The organism is Pedobacter sp. GQ55 (genome assembly GCF_059758925.1).
On the sequence record NZ_JCAXEI010000012.1, the window covers coordinates 48,517 to 70,242 of the forward strand.

The 21,726-nt window shown below is 41.7% G+C and carries 14 protein-coding genes; 12 read left to right on the plus strand and 2 right to left on the minus strand.

All coding sequences use genetic code 11. The features are described 5' to 3' along the window. The first annotated feature begins 8 nt into the window (after positions 1 to 8). The 6 genes from AC6CH7_RS22900 (at position 9) to AC6CH7_RS22925 (ending at position 9,945) form a co-directional block, all read left to right on the plus strand. Positions 9 to 1,610 carry a RagB/SusD family nutrient uptake outer membrane protein gene (locus AC6CH7_RS22900; RefSeq protein ID WP_498264916.1) on the plus strand — a complete coding sequence of 534 codons (1,602 nt, stop codon included), beginning with the start codon at positions 9 to 11 and terminating at the stop codon, positions 1,608 to 1,610. Positions 1,611 to 1,798: 188 nt separating this feature from the next. Further along, the gene (locus AC6CH7_RS22905; protein ID WP_498264917.1) at positions 1,799 to 2,701 is read left to right on the plus strand and encodes an AraC family transcriptional regulator; all 903 of its coding nucleotides are present in this window, start codon (positions 1,799 to 1,801) and stop codon (positions 2,699 to 2,701) included. Positions 2,702 to 2,726: 25 nt separating this feature from the next. Further along, entirely contained in the window at positions 2,727 to 4,499 is a 1,773-nt protein-coding gene (locus AC6CH7_RS22910) for a DUF885 family protein (RefSeq protein WP_498264918.1), read from the plus strand. A 28-nt stretch (positions 4,500 to 4,527) separates the two neighbouring features. Continuing rightward, positions 4,528 to 5,946: an APC family permease gene (locus AC6CH7_RS22915; RefSeq protein ID WP_498264919.1), complete on the plus strand. Its 1,419-nt coding sequence runs from the start codon at positions 4,528 to 4,530 to the stop codon at positions 5,944 to 5,946. Next, positions 5,936 to 8,215, plus strand: a complete 2,280-nt coding sequence (locus AC6CH7_RS22920; RefSeq protein WP_498264920.1) for a S9 family peptidase — start codon at positions 5,936 to 5,938, stop codon at positions 8,213 to 8,215. The genes AC6CH7_RS22915 and AC6CH7_RS22920 overlap by 11 nt, the downstream gene beginning before the upstream one ends. A gap of 221 nt (positions 8,216 to 8,436) precedes the next feature. Then, positions 8,437 to 9,945, plus strand: coding sequence for a sulfatase family protein (locus AC6CH7_RS22925; protein ID WP_498264921.1), 1,509 nt, complete (start codon positions 8,437 to 8,439; stop codon positions 9,943 to 9,945). Between the two features lie 176 nt (positions 9,946 to 10,121). Here the strand turns inward: AC6CH7_RS22925 and AC6CH7_RS22930 are convergent, their stop codons facing one another. Further along, entirely contained in the window at positions 10,122 to 10,712 is a 591-nt protein-coding gene (locus tag AC6CH7_RS22930) for an RNA polymerase sigma factor (RefSeq protein ID WP_498264922.1), read from the minus strand. 240 nt (positions 10,713 to 10,952) lie between these two features. Between AC6CH7_RS22930 and AC6CH7_RS22935 the strand changes: the two genes are divergently transcribed. From AC6CH7_RS22935 to AC6CH7_RS22950, 4 genes are all read left to right on the plus strand, one after another. Continuing rightward, a complete protein-coding gene (locus tag AC6CH7_RS22935; RefSeq protein WP_498264923.1) occupies positions 10,953 to 12,116 on the plus strand; it encodes a FecR family protein in 1,164 nt (387 codons plus the stop codon). A 235-nt stretch (positions 12,117 to 12,351) separates the two neighbouring features. Beyond that, complete coding sequence (locus tag AC6CH7_RS22940; protein WP_498264924.1) at positions 12,352 to 15,756, plus strand: TonB-dependent receptor; 3,405 nt, start codon at positions 12,352 to 12,354, stop codon at positions 15,754 to 15,756. 11 nt (positions 15,757 to 15,767) lie between these two features. Then, positions 15,768 to 17,459, plus strand: a complete 1,692-nt coding sequence (locus tag AC6CH7_RS22945; protein ID WP_498264925.1) for a RagB/SusD family nutrient uptake outer membrane protein — start codon at positions 15,768 to 15,770, stop codon at positions 17,457 to 17,459. A gap of 83 nt (positions 17,460 to 17,542) precedes the next feature. After that, a complete protein-coding gene (locus AC6CH7_RS22950; protein ID WP_498264926.1) occupies positions 17,543 to 18,892 on the plus strand; it encodes a DUF3863 domain-containing protein in 1,350 nt (449 codons plus the stop codon). 75 nt (positions 18,893 to 18,967) lie between these two features. On the opposite strand, the gene AC6CH7_RS22955 is transcribed toward AC6CH7_RS22950, so the two are convergent. Next, positions 18,968 to 20,083, minus strand: a complete 1,116-nt coding sequence (locus tag AC6CH7_RS22955; protein ID WP_498264927.1) for a LytR/AlgR family response regulator transcription factor — start codon at positions 20,081 to 20,083, stop codon at positions 18,968 to 18,970. A 204-nt stretch (positions 20,084 to 20,287) separates the two neighbouring features. Here AC6CH7_RS22955 and AC6CH7_RS22960 point away from each other — a divergent pair, with 204 nt between their 5' ends. Continuing rightward, a complete protein-coding gene (locus AC6CH7_RS22960; RefSeq protein WP_498264928.1) occupies positions 20,288 to 21,238 on the plus strand; it encodes a cytochrome P460 family protein in 951 nt (316 codons plus the stop codon). Positions 21,239 to 21,244: 6 nt separating this feature from the next. Further along, a complete protein-coding gene (locus tag AC6CH7_RS22965; protein ID WP_498264929.1) occupies positions 21,245 to 21,718 on the plus strand; it encodes a hypothetical protein in 474 nt (157 codons plus the stop codon). Positions 21,719 to 21,726 lie beyond the last annotated feature (8 nt).

The following is a 21,726-nucleotide window of genomic DNA, read 5'->3' on the forward strand; positions in this document are numbered from 1 at the left end:
TAAATATCATGAAAAAGAAAATTTTCCAATATATAATAATCGCAACGCTTGTTTCTGGCGTTATCCTTTCCTGTACCAAATTGGATGAGGAAGTATATTCCGAAGTCCTTCCATCTAAGTTCAATCCCTCAGAGAAAGACCTCCCATCTATTCTGGCACCTACCTACGCTTCTTTAAGAACAGTTATGTGCGGATGGCAGGGATATTTTGATTTGCAGGAAGAAGCTGCCGACTGTATCATCACACCAGTTCGTCCTAATGGTTGGGACGATGCCGGAACATACCGCCGGATGCATCAGCATACCTGGACTACCCAGGAATACCAACCTTTCAATACCTGGCAAAATGCCTATTCGAGTATCACAAAATGCAACATGATACTCTCACAGATTGAAGAAGGTACCCTCAAGTTAGAAGCGATTAAAGAAAGCGCGGTTGCAGAGCTTAGGGCTGTACGGGCACTTGCTTATTATCTTTTAATGGACAACCATGGCAATGTTCCAATAGTTACAAGTTTTAAGGATGTTTCTTTGCCTAAACAAAATACAAGGGCCGAAGTGTATGCATTTGTGTTAAAAGAATTAAATGAAGTATTGCCTGTGCTTAGTGAAGATGCTGCCACTACTTATGGAAGAATGAATAAATGGGGTGCAAAGGCGCTTCTTGCTAAAATATACCTCAATTCGCAGATCTATGTGGGAACACCTGAATACGAAAAATGTATTAAGGAAGCCGATGATGTGATAAACAGCAATAAGTACCAGCTAGATAATAATTACAGCGATGTATTTACCTATACCAATCAGAACTCAAAAGAAATCATATTTGCCATTCCATATGATGAAATTTATGGAGTAGGAAACCAGATTCATTTAAAAACGCTTGATCCGCTAAGCCAGAGTGTATACCAGATGACCGCCCAGCCATGGGGTGGGAATTGTGCGGTGCCACAATTTATCGATACTTATGATGCTGATGACAGCCGTATGAAAGATTCCTGGATACAGGGGCCACAGATCAACCCTGCCTCTGGTCAGGTGATGATCAATTACGTGAAATTTGTTCCTGGTATGGGGGGAACTGACGGAATTGTTGCAGCCAGTAACCAGGGTTTTCGAATAGGTAAGTATGTAATTAAACCTAAAGCCACGGGAGCTATGGATAACGATTTTCCATTTTTAAGATATGGGGATGTTTTGATGATGAAGGCAGAAGCACTGCTAAGGACGGGCAAATCAAATGAGGCCGCTTTAATTGTAACTGAAATCAGGAAACGTGCTTTCAAAGATAATCCGGGAAAAGCAACTGTTACCGGCGCCGATCTTTTAAAAGGCAGTAACTATCAGTACGGATTACAGGCACCTGATGGAAAAGTATCTGTGGTAAACGGGGGTGCAGATATTGTCTATGGTCGATTTTTAGATGAACTTGGTTGGGAGTTTGCAGCAGAAGCTCATCGCAGGCAGGATCTGATCCGTTTCGGGGTATTCCAAACCAAGCGATGGTTCAACCATTCTCCGCACCCACAGGCACAAACACGTACATTATTTCCAATACCGCAAGACGAGCTGGCAAAAAATCCCAATTTGAAGCAGAATCCGGGTTATTAAGCCATGTTTATTGGGTGGATGGTAGAAAGATTTATGTTTTTTAATAAGCGTTACTTTGACGTATATTAGCAATGTGTCACCATATCTTAACCAATTTAATCTGCTTGTAGTCAGCTAGGTGGTAATATTTGTATATTAACACTCAACAACTAATCAACCAACTTAATCCACCAACTAAACAACCGACCATGAAAGTACTCCCGTTTACTTTACTTGTACCTAATGACAAGAGTGTGATATCTGAACAAATTGAATTACCTCATTTCTATCAATATCTTCACAGGCATGACGAGTGGCAGATAACCTGGGTAGAGCGTGGTGAAGGTACACTGATCGCAGGCAACAACATGCATGCGTTTCGTTCCGGAGATCTGTTTTTAATAGGAGCTAATCTTCCGCATTTATTCAAAAGCAACCCCGAATATTTTATGGGTGATGAAAGTAAAAGTATCAAGGCATGTTCTATTTATTTCAATCCTTCAGGAATATTAGCTGGTTTGTTTAATCTACCCGAGTTAAAAACAGCCAGTTCTTTTTTGAGGAATAATAAGCATGGTTTTAAAATTCCTGAAAAATACAAGAAACAGTTAGCATCAAAGATGCTTGAAGTTCATTTGGCGTCTGGAACCGATGTATTATTTAATTTTTTGAGCCTGTTTGAACTACTACTGAATATTGGGGAAAGTGCAGAGGAGCTTTGTTCGGACTTTTATTCTTCAAATCTGTCGGAACGTGAGGGGATGAGGTTGAGTAATATTATCAATTTTATTATGCGTAATTATAACAACCAGATTGATCTTGAAGATGTGGCAAATGCTGCTTATATGACCCCACAGGCATTTTGCAGGTACTTTAAAAAACATACTGGACATACTTTTATTTCTTTTTTAAACGAAGTGAGGATCAATGATGCATGTAAAAGCCTGGTATCAGGCGAAAAGCCGGATTGTATCTCAGGAGTCGCCTATAAGGCTGGTTTTAATAGCATTACCAACTTCAACCGTGTTTTCAAGAACATTATAGGACAGTCGCCACGGGCATACATAGATGCTTATAATAATGTAAGTAGAGTAGGTCTTATCGCAGTATAATAAGGCAAATATTACTATGCTTGTTATGAAAAAACAATTATACAGACTCTTAATCATGTGTTTATTGCCATCACCCATTTTTGCGCAGGAAAAAATGGCCTCTGCTCTATACGAGCAAACCAGCGAGATGGGAACCACAATCATTACTTACCAAAGGGACCTAAAAGCGATTCAGGATTTCTATTCACCATATATTATAGAAGGTACTTACCCCCAGGTAGAGCGTGTTTATTATTCACCTGAGCAGCGGGAGCGATTGCTTGCCGTCCATAAAGAATACCTGAAAGGGCTGGAACATCTGAATTTTGATTCTTTTAGTATTTATGGTAAGGTTGATTATCTGTTGCTAAAAAAGGAGATCGGCAAAGAAATTGGCCAATTGGAGAATGCGGAAATTAGCGATCAGGCTATCCTTAAATATATTCCTTTTGCCCCGGATACCTATGCATTAGAAAAGGAAAGACGAAGGGGGAAAGCGATGGATTGGCAGGCAGTGGCTGCAAAGCTAAAGGCAATACTGAAAGTAGTGGAGGCCTCAAATGCATCCTTAGTAAAAGAGATGACATTGGATAAGAAATTATCAGGAACTGCAAATGAGGCAATTTCTGGTTTGAAAATGAGACTAAGAGGCTTTTACGAATTTTATAAAGGATATGATCCGCTATTCGATTGGTGGGTGCCAAAGCCTTATGATGCTTTAACCGTGGCTTTAACTAATTACGCATCATTATTTTCTGGGAAAACCATTAAAGAACCCATTCAAAAGGATAGTGATTACGGAATAAAAGGAACCCCAATTGGACAAACGGAACTTATCAGGCAATTAAGCGCGGAAATGATCCCCTATACGCCAGAAGAACTCGTTAAAATTGCAGAAAAAGAGTTTGCATTTTGTGATCAGGAGTTATTAAAAGCCTCGGCAGATATGGGTTTTGGGAAAGATTGGAAAAAAGCCCAGGAGAAAGTCAAAGAAAGCTTTGTTGCTCCCGGTAAACAGCCTGAACTAATTGTGCAGTTGCAGAAAGAGGCGCTTGATTTCATAAGAGAACATAATTTAATTAAAATTCCTGCTCTTGCAGAAGAAACCTGGGGGATGGTCATGATGTCGGCTGAAAGACAACTGGTCAATCCGTTTTTTACCGGAGGGAGAGAAATTAGTGTATCGTATCCAACAAACACAATGAATGAAGGCGATAAGCTGATGAGCATGCGTGGCAACAATCCATATTTTTCAAGAGGTACCGTACAGCATGAATTACTCCCCGGCCATCATCTGCAGTATTATATGAATAGCCGCTACAAGAACTACAGGGAGCTTTTTACTACGCCCTTCGGAATTGAGGGATGGACCCTGTATTGGGAGCTTCTTTTGTATGATAAAGGTTTTGCTAAAAGCCCCGAAGAGCGTATCGGTATGCTGTTCTGGCGGATGCATCGCTGTGCAAGGATTATTTTTTCGCTAAATTATCATTTAGGGAAATGGACCCCGGGACAGTGTGTCGACTTTCTTGTAAATCGAGTGGGCCATGAGCCTGCCAATGCAGAGGGAGAAGTCAGAAGATCATTTGAAGGTGGCTATAGTCCCTTATATCAGGTTGCCTATATGATTGGTGGGCTACAATTGATGGCTTTGAAACACGAACTCGTAGATAGTGGGAAAATGAGCTACAATGAATTTCATGAACGGGTGATGAAAGAGAACCTGATTCCGATGGAAATGGTGAGGGCAACATTAATTGGTCAGTCATTGAAAAGGGATTTTACAACCCAATGGAAATTCTACAATTTCAATAAGTAATCTATAGCCTTAAACCACCAAACAAATTATGAAACAGGAACCCTCAGGATTTAAGTCTTCACTCAGGTTAATTGATGCAACAATGCTTGTTGCCGGCAGTATGATCGGATCAGGAATATTTATTGTAAGTGCGGATATTACCAGGAATGTAGGGAGCTCAGGCTGGTTAATGGTGGTCTGGTTGATAACGGGGTTTATGACACTAACTGCAGCTTTAAGCTATGGCGAATTAAGTTCCATGTATCCCAAAGCAGGTGGACAATACGTGTATTTAAAAGAAGCATATAATCCATTAATAAGTTTCTTATATGGCTGGAGTTTTTTTACGGTTATTCAGACAGCAACTATTGCTGCTGTTGGTGTAGCTTTTGCAAAGTTCACCGCTTATTTATTGCCTCAGCTTAGTGAAGATCATATAGCTATTGATCTTGGTTTTTTACATGTTTCACCCGCACAGCTGCTCGCAATAGTTGTCATCATTATTTTAACTTACGTAAACAGCCGGGGTGTTAATGCAGGCAAGTCAATACAAACAGTTTTTACGATGGCCAAACTATTGAGCCTTTTTGGTTTGATTGTATTCGGTTTGTTTTTTTTACAAAAAGATATCTGGCAAAGTAACTGGAAAGATGCCTGGGATTTGAAACCACTGGCCGGATCCTCAGCTGTAAGCTCTTATACTACAATGGCTGCTTTTGGTGCGATTGCCGCTGCTATGGTAGGCTCTATTTTTAGTAGCGACTCCTGGCATAATGTCACATTTGTTGCCGGTGAGATCAGGAATCCAAAAAGAAATGTTGGGCTGAGCCTTGCACTCGGTACGGTCATGGTCACCATATTATATATTTTAACCAATATCATGTATACCGGTGTACTTTCGCTCAACGACATGGCCCATGCAGATAAAGACAGGGTTGCTGTCTCCGCCTCGCAGGTAATATTCGGATCATCCGGCACTGTTATTATTGCGTTAATGATCATGGTGTCTACCTTTGGATGTAATAATGGGCTGATCATGGCGGGCGCCAGGGTTTACTATTCTATGGCTAAAGACGGCCTTTTTTTTAAGAAAGTGGCTACCTTAAACAGAAATGCTGTACCTGCCTTTGGCCTTTGGATCCAGTGTTTGGTTGCTTCATTGTGGTGCCTTAGCGGCAGGTATGGTGATCTGCTTGATATGATTTCCTTTGTTGTGGTGATGTTTTATATGCTTACAATTGGTGGTATTTTTATTCTCCGAAAAAAGCGCCCTGATATTGAACGTCCATATAAGGCTTTTGGGTATCCGATTTTGCCACTTATTTATATCATTATGGGGTTAGCATTTTGTGTTCTGCTGATCCTATATAAACCCCGTTTCACCTGGCCAGGCTTGATCATCACCTTGATGGGTATCCCGGTTTACTTTGTGATTGGAAAATTTAAAAATAATAAACATGAAAATTAGTAGTATCTATCTCTTTTTAATAGTTATTGCCTTCAGTTCCAAAGCTCAACAAAATCAATTACTACCCTTTAGCCCATCAGGTGCAGATATGGAACGAGCCTATTCTCAGGCAGGACAGCTGGACAGTACGGTGAGAAAGGTGGCCGTAAATAATGAAATAATTCCATTTTGGAACCAAGACGGACATTCGTTTTGGTACAAAAGAAACTTAGCCGATCGTAACTGGGAGTTTATTTATGCAGATATAGCAGGCGGTGTACATAAACCGGCTTTTGATCATGCCAGAGTTGCCATGATATCAAACAAGTTCTTTGGTAAAGTGCAGGAAGCTACAAGGCTAAAATTTGATAGGCTATTTTTTGGCAATTCGGGAACCCTATTGACACTCAAGTTAAATGGGAAATGGCTTGATATTAATTTGGACGATTACAGTTTTAAGCAGGCTAAAGATACCGGCTTTGTTAATTATGATCCAAGGAAGCCACTGCAAAGAAAAAGGTCGAGATGGGAGGGAACCCCTTCGCGCTTCTTATCCCCGGATGGGAAAAAAGCACTTAGTTTAAAGGCTGGGAATCTTTTTATAACAGATACCGGAAGTAAAGCAGAAGTTCAGTTAACAACCGACGGGACAGAAAAAAGACCTTATGCTGAATTCAGTTGGTCGCCGGATAGCAAAAATGTGATAGGGTACCTGGTGAATCCTAAGCGGATAGATAGTGTTTATTATGTGTTGAGCGCAGTAGCAGGAACAACCAGAGGAAAGTTGAAATCACATGAGTATGCGCAACCGGGGGATGCCTTCACCAGTTATGAGCCTTTTATTTTCAATATTGCCACAAACAAGAGAATGAAGGTAGATACAGAGCAAATCGATTTTTTTGGGCCACAGCCTTTGCATTGGCGGGATAATAACAACAGGTATTATCTCTATGAGAAAGTAGATCGCGGCCACCAGCGTTTTAGAGTGATTGAAGTAGACATACAAACGGGGAAAACCAGGAATATCATAGATGAGAAAGCAAAAACGTTTATTTATGAAGATCGTATTTACACGCACTATTTGCCCAAAACCAATGAAGTAATTTGGACAAGCGAGCAAGACGGTTACCGCCATATTTATTTGGTAAATACGCTAACAGGTAAACAATTTCAGGTCACAAAGGGGGATTTTGTAGTGCGTGCTATTGATAGTGTTGACCTGGAGAAAAGGGAGATATGGTTTAGTGCCAGTGGCGTGAATACAAAAGAAGATCCTTATTTTGTACATCAGTATAGGGTTAATTTTAATGGCAAAAATACAATAGCGCTCAATCTAGAGCAGGGCAATCACCGGGTAGTATTTTCTCCCGACAGACGCTACTATGTGGATACCTATTCACAGATCAATGTAGCGCCTGTAACCGTTGTTAAAGCAACTGCTGATGCCAAAAATATCATGGAATTAGAGCGAGGTACTACCACTGGTTTTACTCAAGCAGGGCTTAAATTACCAGAGGTATTTGTTGCTAAAGCAAGAGATGCCAAAACAGATATTTGGGGAGTAGTATGGCAGCCCTCTAAAATGAATAACAATAAGACCTACCCGGTTATTGAATATATTTATGCCGGCCCTCAGGATAGCTTTGTACCAAAGAATTTTACGCCTTACAGCGAAATGCAGAGTCTTGCTGAACTGGGTTTTATTGTTGTGCAGATGGATGGGATGGGCACTGCGAACCGCTCAAAAGCTTTTCATGACGTATGCTGGAAAAATCTGGCTGATGCGGGATTTCCGGATCGTATATTATGGATAAAGGCAATGGCAGAAAAATATCCTAACGCAGATATCAGCAGAGTGGGTATTTATGGCACTTCAGCTGGCGGGCAAAATTCAACGGGTGCTTTGCTGTTCCATCCTGAATTTTATAAAGCTGCGGTCTCGGCTTGTGGCTGTCACGATAACAGGATAGATAAGCAATGGTGGAATGAGCAGTGGATGGGTTATCCGGTTGGACCTCATTATGATGCGCAGTCCAATATCACCAATGCAGTGAAATTACAAGGTGACTTGTTTCTGATTGTTGGCGAGGCAGACGAAAATGTGCCACCGGAATCTACTTACCGCCTGGCAGATGCCTTGATCAAAGCAAACAAAGATTTTGAATTCCTATCTATACCTGGAATGGGGCACGGTGATGGTGGCGCATACGGAAGACGAAGAAAAAGAGATTTTTTTGTGAAGCATTTATTGCATGCAGAACCACCCAAACGCAATGTTGTGATTAATTAATTGCAGACATTTCAATAACTTCTATCATCTTTTCACATTAGTGCGTTGACAGGGTATTGACAGGGCCTAGAAAGGCCTTGCAGAGACCCTCAGCCTATCTAATAGTTAACCCGCTTAAACCATTCTAGATTTATTGATATAAAGAACGTTATCTAATATTTTGTAATTTGGGCAGGGGAATGTATAAGCATGCATATCCATCCCAATTTAAAATAATAAAAATGAAAAAAATATTAGTTATTCTATTGTCCCTCCTGGCTAATTTAAGTTTTGCCCAAAAAGGAGAGAAGCCAAATGTTATTTATATATACGCTGATGATCTTGGCTATGGCGATTTGAGCTGTTACGGTGCTACCCGAATAAAGACACCAAATTTAGATAAGCTGGCTGCATCTGGTATCCGTTTTACCGATGGACATTGTACTTCGGCAACCTGCACACCTTCACGTTATGCCTTAATGACCGGTGAATATCCATGGCGTAAAAAAGGAACAGGCATTTTGCCGGGAGATGCTGCATTAATTATACCTACTGATAGAACAACCTTGCCTAATCTCTTTAAAAAAGCAGGCTACCAAACGGGTATTGTAGGTAAATGGCATCTGGGACTTGGTGAGGCCGTGGCAAAAGATTGGAATAATGAAATTAAGCCCGGACCAAATGAGGTCGGTTTTGGTTATTCCTTCATCTTTCCGGCTACAGCCGATCGTGTTCCTACTGTCTTCCTGGAAAATCATAATGTGGTTGCATTGGATACTAAAGATCCGATAAGCGTGAATTATGTAGAGAAAGTGGGGGATGAGCCAACGGGGAAAGAACATCCGGAGTTGTTAAAATTGCAATCTTCCTCAGGGCATGGCCATAACAATACGATTGTGAACGGGATTGGCCGTATTGGTTACATGAGCGGAGGAAAACTCGCACGATGGGTAGATGAGGAAGTTTCGTCAACCTTTTTAATCAAGGCCAAGGATTTTATACAAAAAAATCAAAAAGAACCCTTCTTTTTATATTTTGCATTAACCGAGCCTCATGTACCACGGATGCCTGCAACAATGTTTCGCGGTAAAAGTGGTTTAGGTTTGCGTGGAGATGCTATCTTACAGCTGGACTGGACTGTGGGAGAGATTATTAAACAGTTAAAGGAATCCGGACTGGACAAAAATACCATGATCATTTTTTCAAGTGACAATGGTCCTGTACTGGATGATGGTTATCAGGACCAGGCAGTGACCAAATTAAATGGCCATACACCTACAGGTGCGTTCAGGGGTGGGAAATACAGCATATTGGAAGCTGGAACCAGAGTGCCGTTTATTGTGAGCTGGCCAGGAAAAATAAAGCCACAACAGGTTTCTGCGGCCACGGTAAGTCAGATTGATTTATTAGCCTCATTCTCAGCCCTGCTCGGCCAGCCGATACCCGCAGGAGATGCACCCGATAGCGAAAATACCATTGATGTATTTCTCGGTCAGTCGAAAAAGGGGAGGTCTGTCTTGATAGAACATGCAAATACACTTTCGATCGTAAAAGATGGCTGGAAGTATATTGAGCCTAGTGATGGACCCGCCTATAACAAGTTGGTAGGCATAGAAATGGGTAATTTAAAAGAGGCGCAGTTATATAACCTGAAAACAGATGAGGCTGAGAAAAATAACCTTGCTGCCCAATATCCTGATAAAGTAAAGATACTTAAGGATTTATTGACGACCATAAAAGATAAACGCTGAGAAAGTATATTAAGCTATTGCTTTCACAATTGTTTAACAATGGCTCAAACTCTCTTCAGGGTTGGTTTGATTGGATTCGAACCAACCCTGAAGTTGATACGGCGTAACTATCAGTCAGTTATGAAAGCATATGCTCAGCATATTTTCTACACAGTTTACAGTGATTGATTTGAAAGCTAAAAAAGAGAGAGTACAAACACGCAAAAAATGATAATTCTTTCTGTATGACCAAAGAAATAATTTCGAAGAAGTCTCAGTGCCTTCCGCATATGCTGTTCAACGGTGTTTTCGGAAATATGCAACTCTGAAGCGATTTCTTTATTGGAGAGGTGATGGTTGCGGCTGAGGTTAAAAACACTTCTGCATTTTAAAGGAAGTTTTTCTATCTGAAACGCCAGTTGTTGTTCCAGTTCTCTGGATTCAATTGAATGTAAAGTGGAGTTGTCTGTTTCTTTAAAAATATAAGAGCTGTAATCCTCATATCTTTTTAACAGTTTTTCTCTTCGGTAATGATCTATGATCTTATGTTTAACAGTGGTATTCAGAAATGCAGAAAGATTGATAATTTGATTGGCCGTTTTTTTTCTGGTAAATAATGCCAAAAAAGTTTCCTGAATAATTTCCTCGGATAATTCCCTGCTCCGGGTTTTGCTCAATGCGGCCGACAACAAACGCACAGCATACCTTTTGTATAGCACTTCAAAAGCATTATCCGCTCCATTCTGCCATAGCAATATCAATTCTGCATCACTAAGCTCCACAGGCATAACTCTATATTTGGTCAACGAAAATCCTCAAAAATTAATTATCAGTGCAGACGAAAGGTGCCTGTATCCATTAATACGAAAATAAGCAACATAATTATCATAACTGTCCTTTACTATCCTGCTCTGTCATTGGATAAATCAGCGAAGTGATACATGAATCTGAAAAAAAATATAGGGGGGATAACGGTTGGACAATTTTCATGCGTCTTACCCTTATAAGCAAACTCCGATAGATCATTTATGAATAGCGAAAGGTTACAATATTTGTTTAAACGGTATCAGGCTTCCAGCTGCACTGAGGAGGAGCTGGAGGAACTTAATGACTGGTACGAAAAACTAGGTACTGGCAATGAGCAGATCGAGCATTGGATTAACCAGGCAGGAGGCGAGGAGCAGTTGTCGGAAGAGTTGTATCGTAATTTTAACAAAAGGAAAAATATACAAAAGAGACATCAGCTGTTTAGCTGGTCGTGGAAAGCATCCGCAGCCGCGATTTTGATTTTGCTCGGTACAGGATTTTTGCTTTACAAGTTTTTCCCGGACCGTTCAGAGGCTCCTGCCGAACTAGTGCAGGTTCCGATACTGCCAGGAAAGAATAAAGCAGTGTTAACACTTGCTGATGGAACAAAAATTATTCTTGATGACAGTAATAATGGAGAGATTTCCCGCAAGAATGGTGTTTTGATTACTAAAACGGATAGTGGAAGTTTGGTCTATCGTAGTGAAAAAAATCCGGTAGTTACATCAGATAAAATGGCCTATCATACATTGTATGTACCAAGGGGAGGGCAGTATAAGGTAAAGCTGCCTGATGGAACTAATGTTTGGATGAATTCTGAATCTACACTTTATTTTCCGATCACTTCTAATGGGAAGGATCGTCAGGTACATTTGACCGGAGAGGCTTATTTTGAAGTAGCCCATAATAAGCGGCAGCCTTTTAAGGTACAAACCGGAGATCAGTTGGTAAGTGTATTGGGGACTCATTTTAACGTAAAAGGATACCCAGAGGATGCTGACATTGCCACCACCCTATTGCAGGGCAGTGTTCGTATTAGTAAGCTGTCCACCGGTCAAGCCAAAATGCTGCTACCTGGTCAGCAATCGAAACTTAGAGAAAGTGGAAAAGATATCGATATCGCTTATGTTAAAACAGATCAGGCAATTGCCTGGAAAAAAGGTTATTTTCTGTTTGATAACCAGGATATTAAAAGTGTAATGAAGACGATAAGCAGATGGTATAATGTGGATGTTACCTATAGCAATAATCTAGGGAATGACCGGTTTGGAGGTACTTTCTCCAGAAATGCAAATCTGTCAGAACTCCTGGCAAACCTCCAGGAACTTGGAGGTGTCCGTTTTCAGGTTACCAACCGAAATATCATTGTTAGTAACAGCCAATAAATTTTATATAATTAAAGCTAAAGAAAGGAGTAAGATGTGTAATTACTAACGTAAAAATTAAGACACCAAAAACCAAGGACGTTTGAGCCGCCCTTGGCATGCCAGAGTGAACTGGAGTGGAGGTCTGATCAAACTAAACGAATAATTTAAAAAACCAACCGACCAAATGTATAAAAAAAATACTGAAATAGTTTTCAGGAGGGATTCCTGTATGCTTCGACTAATATCCCTAAAGATGAGACTAACCTATATGCTATTGTTTTTTACTGTTTTTCAGCTCCGAGCCGAAAGCTTTGCGCAGAAAATAAGTATATCTGTTCAGAACGCACAGATAACGGATGTCATCTCTGAGCTTAAGAAGCAGACGGATTTTGATTTCCTTTACAACAATGCCACGCTAAAAAATGCAAAGCCGGTTACTCTGGATATTAAAAATCTTGATCTGAAAAAGGTTCTGGACCTTTGTTTTGAAAAACAACCTTTTGACTATAAGATCCGAAATAAAACGGTACTGATTACCGCTAAAAGACGCTGGGATGACACGCTCTGGCCATCTGTTGAAAAATGGCAGGTGCTTAAGGGAGTTGTCAGGGACTCTGCCACAAATGAAACGCTGATAGGGGTGTCGGTCATGGTTGAAGGAACCAAGACCGGCGCGGTAACTGATAAGGATGGTAATTTTACCATTAGCCATCCCGAGCCGAATTTCGTTCTGGTACTTTCCTATCTGGGGTACCGAACCGAACGAGTATCCATTAGCGGCCAACAATCTATCGAGATTAAAATGAGCAAGATGAACACCAGCCTGAATGAGGTGGTGGTTGTTGGTTATGGTACACGGGTTAAAGGTGCCATCACAGGTGCCATTTCAACGGTCAAGTCTGATGTATTTGAGAATCGCCCGCTTAATAATAGCCTGGATGCATTGCAGGGTACGGTACCCGGATTGACCATTACCAAGGGTAGCGGACAACCTGGAAATCAAAATTACGGCATTAAAATCCGCGGTTATTCCACTGTACATGACAGCCAACCCCTGACGCTTATTGACGGCATCCCCGGTGATATTGATAACATCAATCCAAATGATATTGCTGAAATCTCTGTATTAAAAGATGCTTCTGCGGCCATTTACGGCGCGCGCGCGGCAGACGGAGTGATCATTGTGACCACTAAAAAGGGAAAAAGCGGAAAGCCGGAAATTACCTATAGTGGTACAGTCGGTCTGAAAACGCCAACTTACCTTAGGAAGATTCAGAACACGTTGGAATATGCTGAATTTATGGATGAGGGACTTCGAAATGCGGGTATCAATGGATTTCCTCAGGAAGTGTTTGATAAGATCAGGGCTAATGCAGCGCCTGACCTTGATGGAGGCTGGAATTATGGAATTACCAGTTATCCTGGCTTTTACGGTTACACGGATTGGAATAAAGAGATTTATAAAAACTCTACCCAGCAGTTGCACAACCTTTCCATATCTGGTGGCGGAGAAAACAATAATTATCTGGTATCCATGGGCTATAATAGGGATGAGGGATCACTCCGGTTCGGAGAAAACAACTCCGACAGGTATAACCTTCGCCTCAACTATGATTTTCGGCTCACCCCCAAGTTCAACTTTGAGACAAGAACCAGTTTTGAGAGTAAGTCTACCATAACACCAACTATGCTTGGAAATGCGCTGACCAATGTTACCAGACAGTTTCCTTACCAACCGGTGTACAATCCGAATGGGCAGTTCTATGGTTATCAGGGCTATGAAAATCCCGCGCAGTCTCTGCAAGAAGCCGGTAGCCAGCGGGGAAGTTCTTCTAGATTTGCCACAAATTTTAAGGCAGACTACACCATTCTGGAGGGGCTTAAATTAACCGGGCAGGCCGCTATCAGATTGGATTACCTTAATGACAACGGTGCCAGTCGAACCTTTACACGTTATAATTATGTGGGTGAGGTTCAGGATATTAGAAATACGCCTAATTCCGCGTCTTACCTTAATCTGAAAACATTAAACCAACTGTATCAGGTATACCTGGACTATAATAAACAACTGGGTACTGATCATAGAATAAACTTTACCGGAGGTGGATCGATTGAAAAAACTAAAATCGAAGGCCAGACAACCTATGGTTATAATTTTATCGGCAATGACATCTTTACCTTAAACCTTGCTGACAGAACGAAAGCTGCTTATGCGAATTTTACGGGTAGACTAAGTAATCAGGCATTGGGATCCTATTTTGGTAGGTTCAGCTATTCCTTTAGGGAGAAACTGGTTTTAGACCTTACCGCACGTGCTGACGGTAGTTCCAAATTCTCACCAGATAAACGCTGGAGCGCGGTATTTCCATCAGCGGCACTGGCCTACAATTTATCTGAAGAAAGTTTTGTCAAGTCCCTCAATACTTTTGATCTGTTAAAGCTTAGAGCATCTTGGGGTAAGATGGGTAACCAGGAAATTGGGGAGCTGGGACTGTATGATTACATACCTTTAATTTCTATAATCTCAGATGATGCGAATAATGCTATACCATACCCAATTGGCAGTCCGAATGCAGGTTTAATAGGCGTCAATGCGAATCCAGCATCTGTTGACAGAACCTGGGAAACGATCGAAAACAAAAATATCGGAATGGATATAGCATTGCTTGGTTCCAGACTTAATTTTTCTTTTGATTATTATAATAAAACCAATAATGATATGTTGGTTGACATCGCTGTACCTGCAACCTATGGTGGTAAGGCACCTTCTTCCAACCAGGGAAAGCTGGTTACCAAAGGATTTGAAACTGCAGTGACCTGGAAAGACAAGGTAGGTGATTTTCGCTACAGCGTATCGCTACAGCTTAGTGACAGCAAAAACAAACTGGTGGACCTGAAAAATCTGGACAATTACCAGGAGGGCCTTAACAAGTTCAGGCAAGGTTATGGCATCTACTCTTATTTCGGTTATGTTTACGAGGGCATCATCCAGAATCAGGAACAGCTTGATAACTATAAGAAACTTACCGGTGTTCCTGCCCGAGTTGCCATTGGTGATGTGATGTACCGTGATGTTGACGGAGATGGAAAGCTGACAGCTTTTGGCGATAAATCAAAGGGATTGAATGGTGATATGGTTTATCTCGGTAATCTGATTCCCAGGTATACCTTTTCTTCTAACATTAGTGTAGGATTTAAACAATTGGACCTTCAGGTATTTTTACAGGGGGTAGGGAAAAGAGATGTAAGGTATGAGGGTAACATTGCTACCCCAAATACATTTTACTGGCCTTCGCTTTCTTATTACAATGGAAAAACCTGGACGCCAGAGAGAACCGATGCCAAATTTCCGCGGTATCTTCCTGGTGGTGTAGGTTATGACGATATCAGAAGTTATGATTATCGCGCCTCATCACTCACGATGCAGAATGTAGCCTATTTAAGGTTTAAGGTGATCACCCTGGGGTATAACCTGCCGGCCAGTGTTGCCAACAGTTTAAAGATGAAAACTGCCAGGATATTCTTCAGCGGCCAGGATCTTTTTACCATTTCCAAAGGAACATTTGGTGGGAACTTTGATCCGGAGGATGGCTTCAGAAATGAGGGCACTTATCCTTTCAATAAAGTGTATTCGCTGGGTCTTACTGTTAAATTTTAAACGCAAGCTTTATGAAACTTAAATATATTAATCATAGGAAATTATTAATTGCGGGCGTATTTATCCTTGCCGCGCTTTTAAACGGATGCAAAAAAGACCTTAACCTGGTTTCGGAGGACAGTATCACTGATGCTACATTCTGGAAAACAGGCGCAGATTTTAAACTGGCCGCAAATAATCTGTATAAGGGACTTGACCGTTTTGGCTTTGAGGATACTGAATCAGATATTGCATTTAATTTTCCAAATTCGGTAAGTAACGGAAACCTGCAGCCTGCCGAGTCAGTGGGACTCTGGACCGACAGCTATGGCTATATCCGGTCATCGAACAACATCATTGAAAAAGGATCGGGCAGTACCGATGCAGAAATAAAAAGATATGTGGCAGAAGCCAAATTCTTCAGGGCATGGTACTACTGGAAGCTACTGAGGCTATATGGTGGAGTGCCATTAATTACAAAAGTCTTGGCAACTGATGATCCGGCTTTATTTACGCCCAGATCAAGCAGAACGGAAACTGTTGATTTCATTCTTAAAGATTTGCAGGAAGCCAAAGCAGACCTGCCTTTGCAATCAACACTCGCTTCTGTAGATGTTGGTAGGATTACCCAAGGTGCAACGCTTGCTTTAGCTGCACGTGTGGCACTATTTGAGGGAACATGGGGGAAATCCAGGGCTGATGGCAATGCCACAAAGTATATTGATGCTGCCATTGCTGCTTCAAGGGAAGTCATTAACAGTGGTACATATGGTTTGTACACAGGCAAGGGAGCGCAAAGCTATCGTTACTTATTTTTGGAAGATGGAGACGACTCCAGGGAATCGATTTTGGATAGGAGGTATGCCCGAAATATCCTGGGCCAGGACATTCCTTATCAATATGATGGGAACGGTTATAACCCGACCAGAAAGATGGTAGACCTTTATTTAGATAAAAATGGATTGCCGATCACAGCTCCCGGAACAGTATTCAAAGGTTACGGGACTTTTGTTTCTGAATTTCAGGACAGGGATCCCAGGATGACCATGACGATGATCATTCCGGGAACGTTAACCAACCGGGTTTTCTTTCCGGTAACTAAGATTGCCAACTGGCCTGATAAGCCGCAACGTAATTTCAATACAGGATATATACTCTATAAATATATGTCGGAAGACCCAGTGGCCAATAATTCCGGACAAAATGGAGATGCCAGTATATTTGACTTTGATCGCCACCTTATCCGCTACGCAGAAGTGTTGCTTATTTATGCGGAAGCAGTTTTTGAAAAAGCAGGAGCAATAAGCGACGGTGATCTTGATCTTTCGATTAATAAGCTCAGAGATCGTGCGGGTATGCCGCATTTGACCAACACTTTTGTGGCTGCCAATAACCTTAATATGAGGAATGAGATCAGGAGGGAAAGAACTGTTGAACTCACTTTGGAAGGATTCAGGTACGATGACTTGCGCAGATGGAAAACTGCTGAAACTGAATTACCTCAAGATGTTAAAGGAATTAAAATTACTGGTTCTGAGTGGGCTGGGAAAACACCATATAGCGACCCGAGCTACCTGAGTAAGGTAGATGCAAATGGTTTTCTGGTTGCTGAAAAAAGCCGAAAGTTCGATCCAAATAAGGATTACCTTCAGCCGCTTCCGACTAAAGAGGTTGCCTTTTATCAGGCTAATGGTCACAATTTAGAACAAAACCCTGGCTGGTAGGACGATTTTACGCTCGAGCCGGCCGACTGTTGTCGGCTGGCTTTTTATACGATAATGGTTAAATGAATAAAAAAATAAATAATATGTTCAAAAAAGTAAGTTTATTAAACTTCCTGGTTATCTGCCTGATGTCTTTGGCATTTGGACAACAAGTAAAGAAAACAGCTTCTGGAGGGCTTATGGGCCATCGATTTTTAACCTTTAATACTATAATAAGGGTAAACCAGATTGAAGTGTCACGGGACCGGAGTGTTGGAGAGGATGAGCGGGCTTTACATACCCCTGAAAAAGTTGTTGCTTTCAGAAAAGCCGTGGAAGAGGGTTTTCCTGGAGCCAAGATGACCTGGGCATTTAGCTGGCTGGCGCTGAATGACAGCACAGAGAATTATAAAGAAATCCGGAAACTTGTGGTTGGCTATCACCATAAATATGGTGACGAGGTGACGTTTATCCCCGGAGCTTATTTTGCAAATGCCTATAATACTACTGAGCAAGTAAATAAAGACCTGCACGATGGACTTGCACTTGTAAGTCGGATGGTAGGCAACAGCTATCGCCCGCTTAGTATAGTGGCGGGTTTCCTTTCTGCAAAAAACCAACAATACCTGGCTGAAAAAGAAAATATACATGTTTGCCAGGGGAACATCTGGAGCCAGTTTGCGATTGATAACCAGGATGGCGATGGTTCTGTTTGTTATCCCTTTTACCCTTCAAAAGAGCATTTTTGCAAACCTGCACAAGGTAAAAGCGATTTTATTGACGTTGTTAACCTGGACGGGTGGACTGTGGATTTTTTAGCAGCCAGACGACAAGGTTTTGCAGAAGGTTTTAACAGCCGTATGGGAGTTGGGCCTATAGAAACATTAGGTAAGCACGGAAACGAGATCGGCCTGAAAGAAATGCTTCATGCTACTGCTATCCATTTTGATAAGGGCTTTGAATTGAATGGATTTGGCTGGGTTACTAATTGCTGGGAATTATCCCTTCCTTATGATGCTGCCCGGTTGAAGGATTGGCTAAGCAGTATAAAAAAACGCTGGCCGGATACAAAAGTGATTACCCAGGGAGAGTTCGGTTTACTTTGGAGATCCCATTACAAAAGCAACGATTTCAACTATCGCTTTGTGGAAAGAGGTTCAGGAATTGGCGGTTCGGATGCCAATCTTGAGATTAGTTGGTTTATGAACAAGGATTTCAGGCTGGCATTGCTCAGAGACTGGCAGCTTAATAGCCCGAAGCTGGTAATTGACTTTACGCGTTACGATTTGAATGCAAGGGAACCTATTGGAATGACAAGAAAGTGGAGCTTAATGGGTGATATCAATCAAAAACAAACCCGTCCGCAGGATAAACCCGTTCCGTTGATTAAGCTGCCGGAAAAATCAAATTTGATTATAAAAAAACGATACCCCAATTTATTTAGCAAGTTATAACCTAAACATAAAGGGTGCTAGGCAGAAAGCTAAATTTTCAGAAGTGTTGATGTGTAAACACTTCTGAAAAGAAGCCTACCGATCTAACCATTTTTTGAATTCTGCAACCTTGTTCTTGCTAATGATGACCGCTTCGCCGGTCTTAGGATCGGTAACAATTCGCAATTGATTTTTACCGTATATGAAAATAGTTTTGATTGACCTCATGTTGATGATGAACTGTCTGTTTGCTCGGTAGAAGATATCGTTGTCCAACTGCTTCATGAGTTCATCCAGACTATTATTGGTCGAGAACTGCTTGTTGTCGAAGGTAAATATAAGAACAGTGCTCCCGTCTAAAAAGAAATAGGCGATCTCGGAAACATCCAGATGTATAAGTTCATCTTTATGGTAGGTGATGATCCTTTTCCGGCCGTTTTCCTTTTCCCGTTCAGGTTGCTGAACCAGTATCTGATCCTGCAGTTTTTCCTGTAAGGCATTGAGCTGCAGGTTGAGCGTGCTTAGGCTGTTGATCTTTTCATTGAGGCCTGCAATCTCGTCTTCCAAAGCCTGTTCATGCCTGCTGTATATCCTTCTGATCAGCAACAGGCAACACGTAATAATGATCAGGGTACTCAGCAGAAAGCCAATGCTAAACTGCTTGTATAGAACGGAAAGTTCCTGGTGCATTACGTCGATATTTGCATGGGAAGCCACAATCCAGTCGCTGCCTTTTACTGGATACACATTTACGATTTCCGAGCTTCTGTGCTGGTCTTCGGGAAAGTTTCTGACACCTCCGAGCTTTTTCTGAGAACTGATGACCTCGCTAAAGGAAATAGAATTCTTTCCTTCGCCCAGATCAAGTAGGGAATTGTTTTGTTCTATTTTTTGCCCTATAAGCGCCGGATTTGGATGGCAAAGTTCGATGCCATTCTTATCATACATACAGATGAATTCGCTCTGTACGTCGGTATTTTCGATACTCTGCTGCAGGCTCCGGATCACTTGTGGTTTCTCAATTCCAGTGAGCAGCTGTTGTTCCAGTAATCTGCCAATCTCCCTGCTTTCACGTTTCCCGGATTCCATTTTGCTGGTCCAAAGTTTGTCACTGGCGACTTGGTAAAGATAACGGAAAGAGAAAAAACTGATCAGCAATACAGTGGCAGTAACGGTTATGAAAACGTAGATATGCAGTCGGGTTTTATTCATTTGGAATGCTTGATTAAAGTTCAGGTGCAAGAGAAGCCGGTAGAAACTATAAATTTGTGTAAGCCGAATGTCCTAAAAATATGGACTTATTCAAAGAGAAAAAATCGGCTTCACCGGCTAATAGTTCCCTTTAACAGGAAAACAGTGGTTCAGTCAGCTCGTGGAGAGTAGTTTTGTTTCATCATTATCTAATATAAATAGTATATGAAACGTAAATGGAAAATAATTATTTGTGTTGCACTTGGCTTAGTATCCCTGCAATTTATAAGGCCAAAAGAAACCACAGGCTCTGCATATGGCGTGGCCAGGCAGTTGGGTGGTATACCCAGAGAAGTAAACGGAATCTTGCAGACCGCTTGCTTTGACTGCCATTCCAATGAAACCCGGCTAAACTGGTATGACAAGATTACTCCTGTGAATTTTCTGGTCGCTTCGCATATCAGAAACGGTAGAAAAGCGCTCGATTTTTCGAATTGGGATTCGCTGGCTACCGCGCAGCAAAATGCTACGCTTTACTATGCGCTCAATAAGATCTTGTCGGGCGAGATGCCACTGCCAAGCTATACTGCCGTTCATCCTCAGGCTAAGATCGATGAAAATGGAATTGAAACATTAAAACGTTACCTGCTTTCCATTTCATATGACGCTAAACAAGGTAAAGCGGTGCCAAACAACCATAAAGAGATAACTGCCAGGGGTGTTGCACCAGAGCGGGAAGTTAAACCATCTCCCAACGGGATCGCTTATATTCCCGACTATCGAAATTGGAAGGCAATAAGTACGACAGACCGTTTCGATAATGGGACAGTACGTATCATCTTTGCGAATGAAACCGCAGTAAAGGCCCTGCAGTCAAAGAATACAGATCCATGGCCAGATGGGAGTATTTTTGCGAAGACTGCCTGGAAGCAGCAACAAAATGCCGATGGGAGTATTTCTACCGGGCAATTTGTTCAAGTTGAGTTCATGATAAAAGATGCCCGTAAATATAGCAAAACCAAAGGATGGGGTTGGGGAAGATGGAAAGGCGACGATTTGCTGCCTTACGGAAAGACTTTGGATTTTGATACAGAGTGCGTTTCCTGTCATCAACCTCAGCGAGATAATGATTATGTATTTACCAGGCCAATCGACCTGTTCAATTTTAAAAATTAAGCGATCATGAAAAGGAAATCAATTAAAGGAATGATCTTATTCGGTTTGGCGTTGACATTAGGCTGCAGTTCAGGGCATAACGACAGTTTGAATGATGAAGCCTCAGTTGGATCTGTTTTGGGACTACCCGAAAATCCCTTACTACTAACGGCTCTTACCACAAGCATTCGTCCTGATAGCGGTACCACGTCTACACTTTATGGAAATGAAATAGCCGTACGCCATACGCCCACGCAAGAGAATGGCTATCCGGTTGGTACGGTGCTGTACAATGTTACCTGGAAACAAAGAGCAGATCCCCACTGGTTTGGTGCCCGTGTGCCTGGGAAAATATTTTCGGTCGAGCGTGTTTCGATCAGCCTAAGTGGCGAAATGGTATATGAACTTTATAAGGGGAGTCCCCTAAGGTTAGTGCCTGGTTCGGACCACATGCAAAGGCTGTCGCAAGTCCTATCCATTCAACCGGCAGTATCGCCATAGGTCAGACA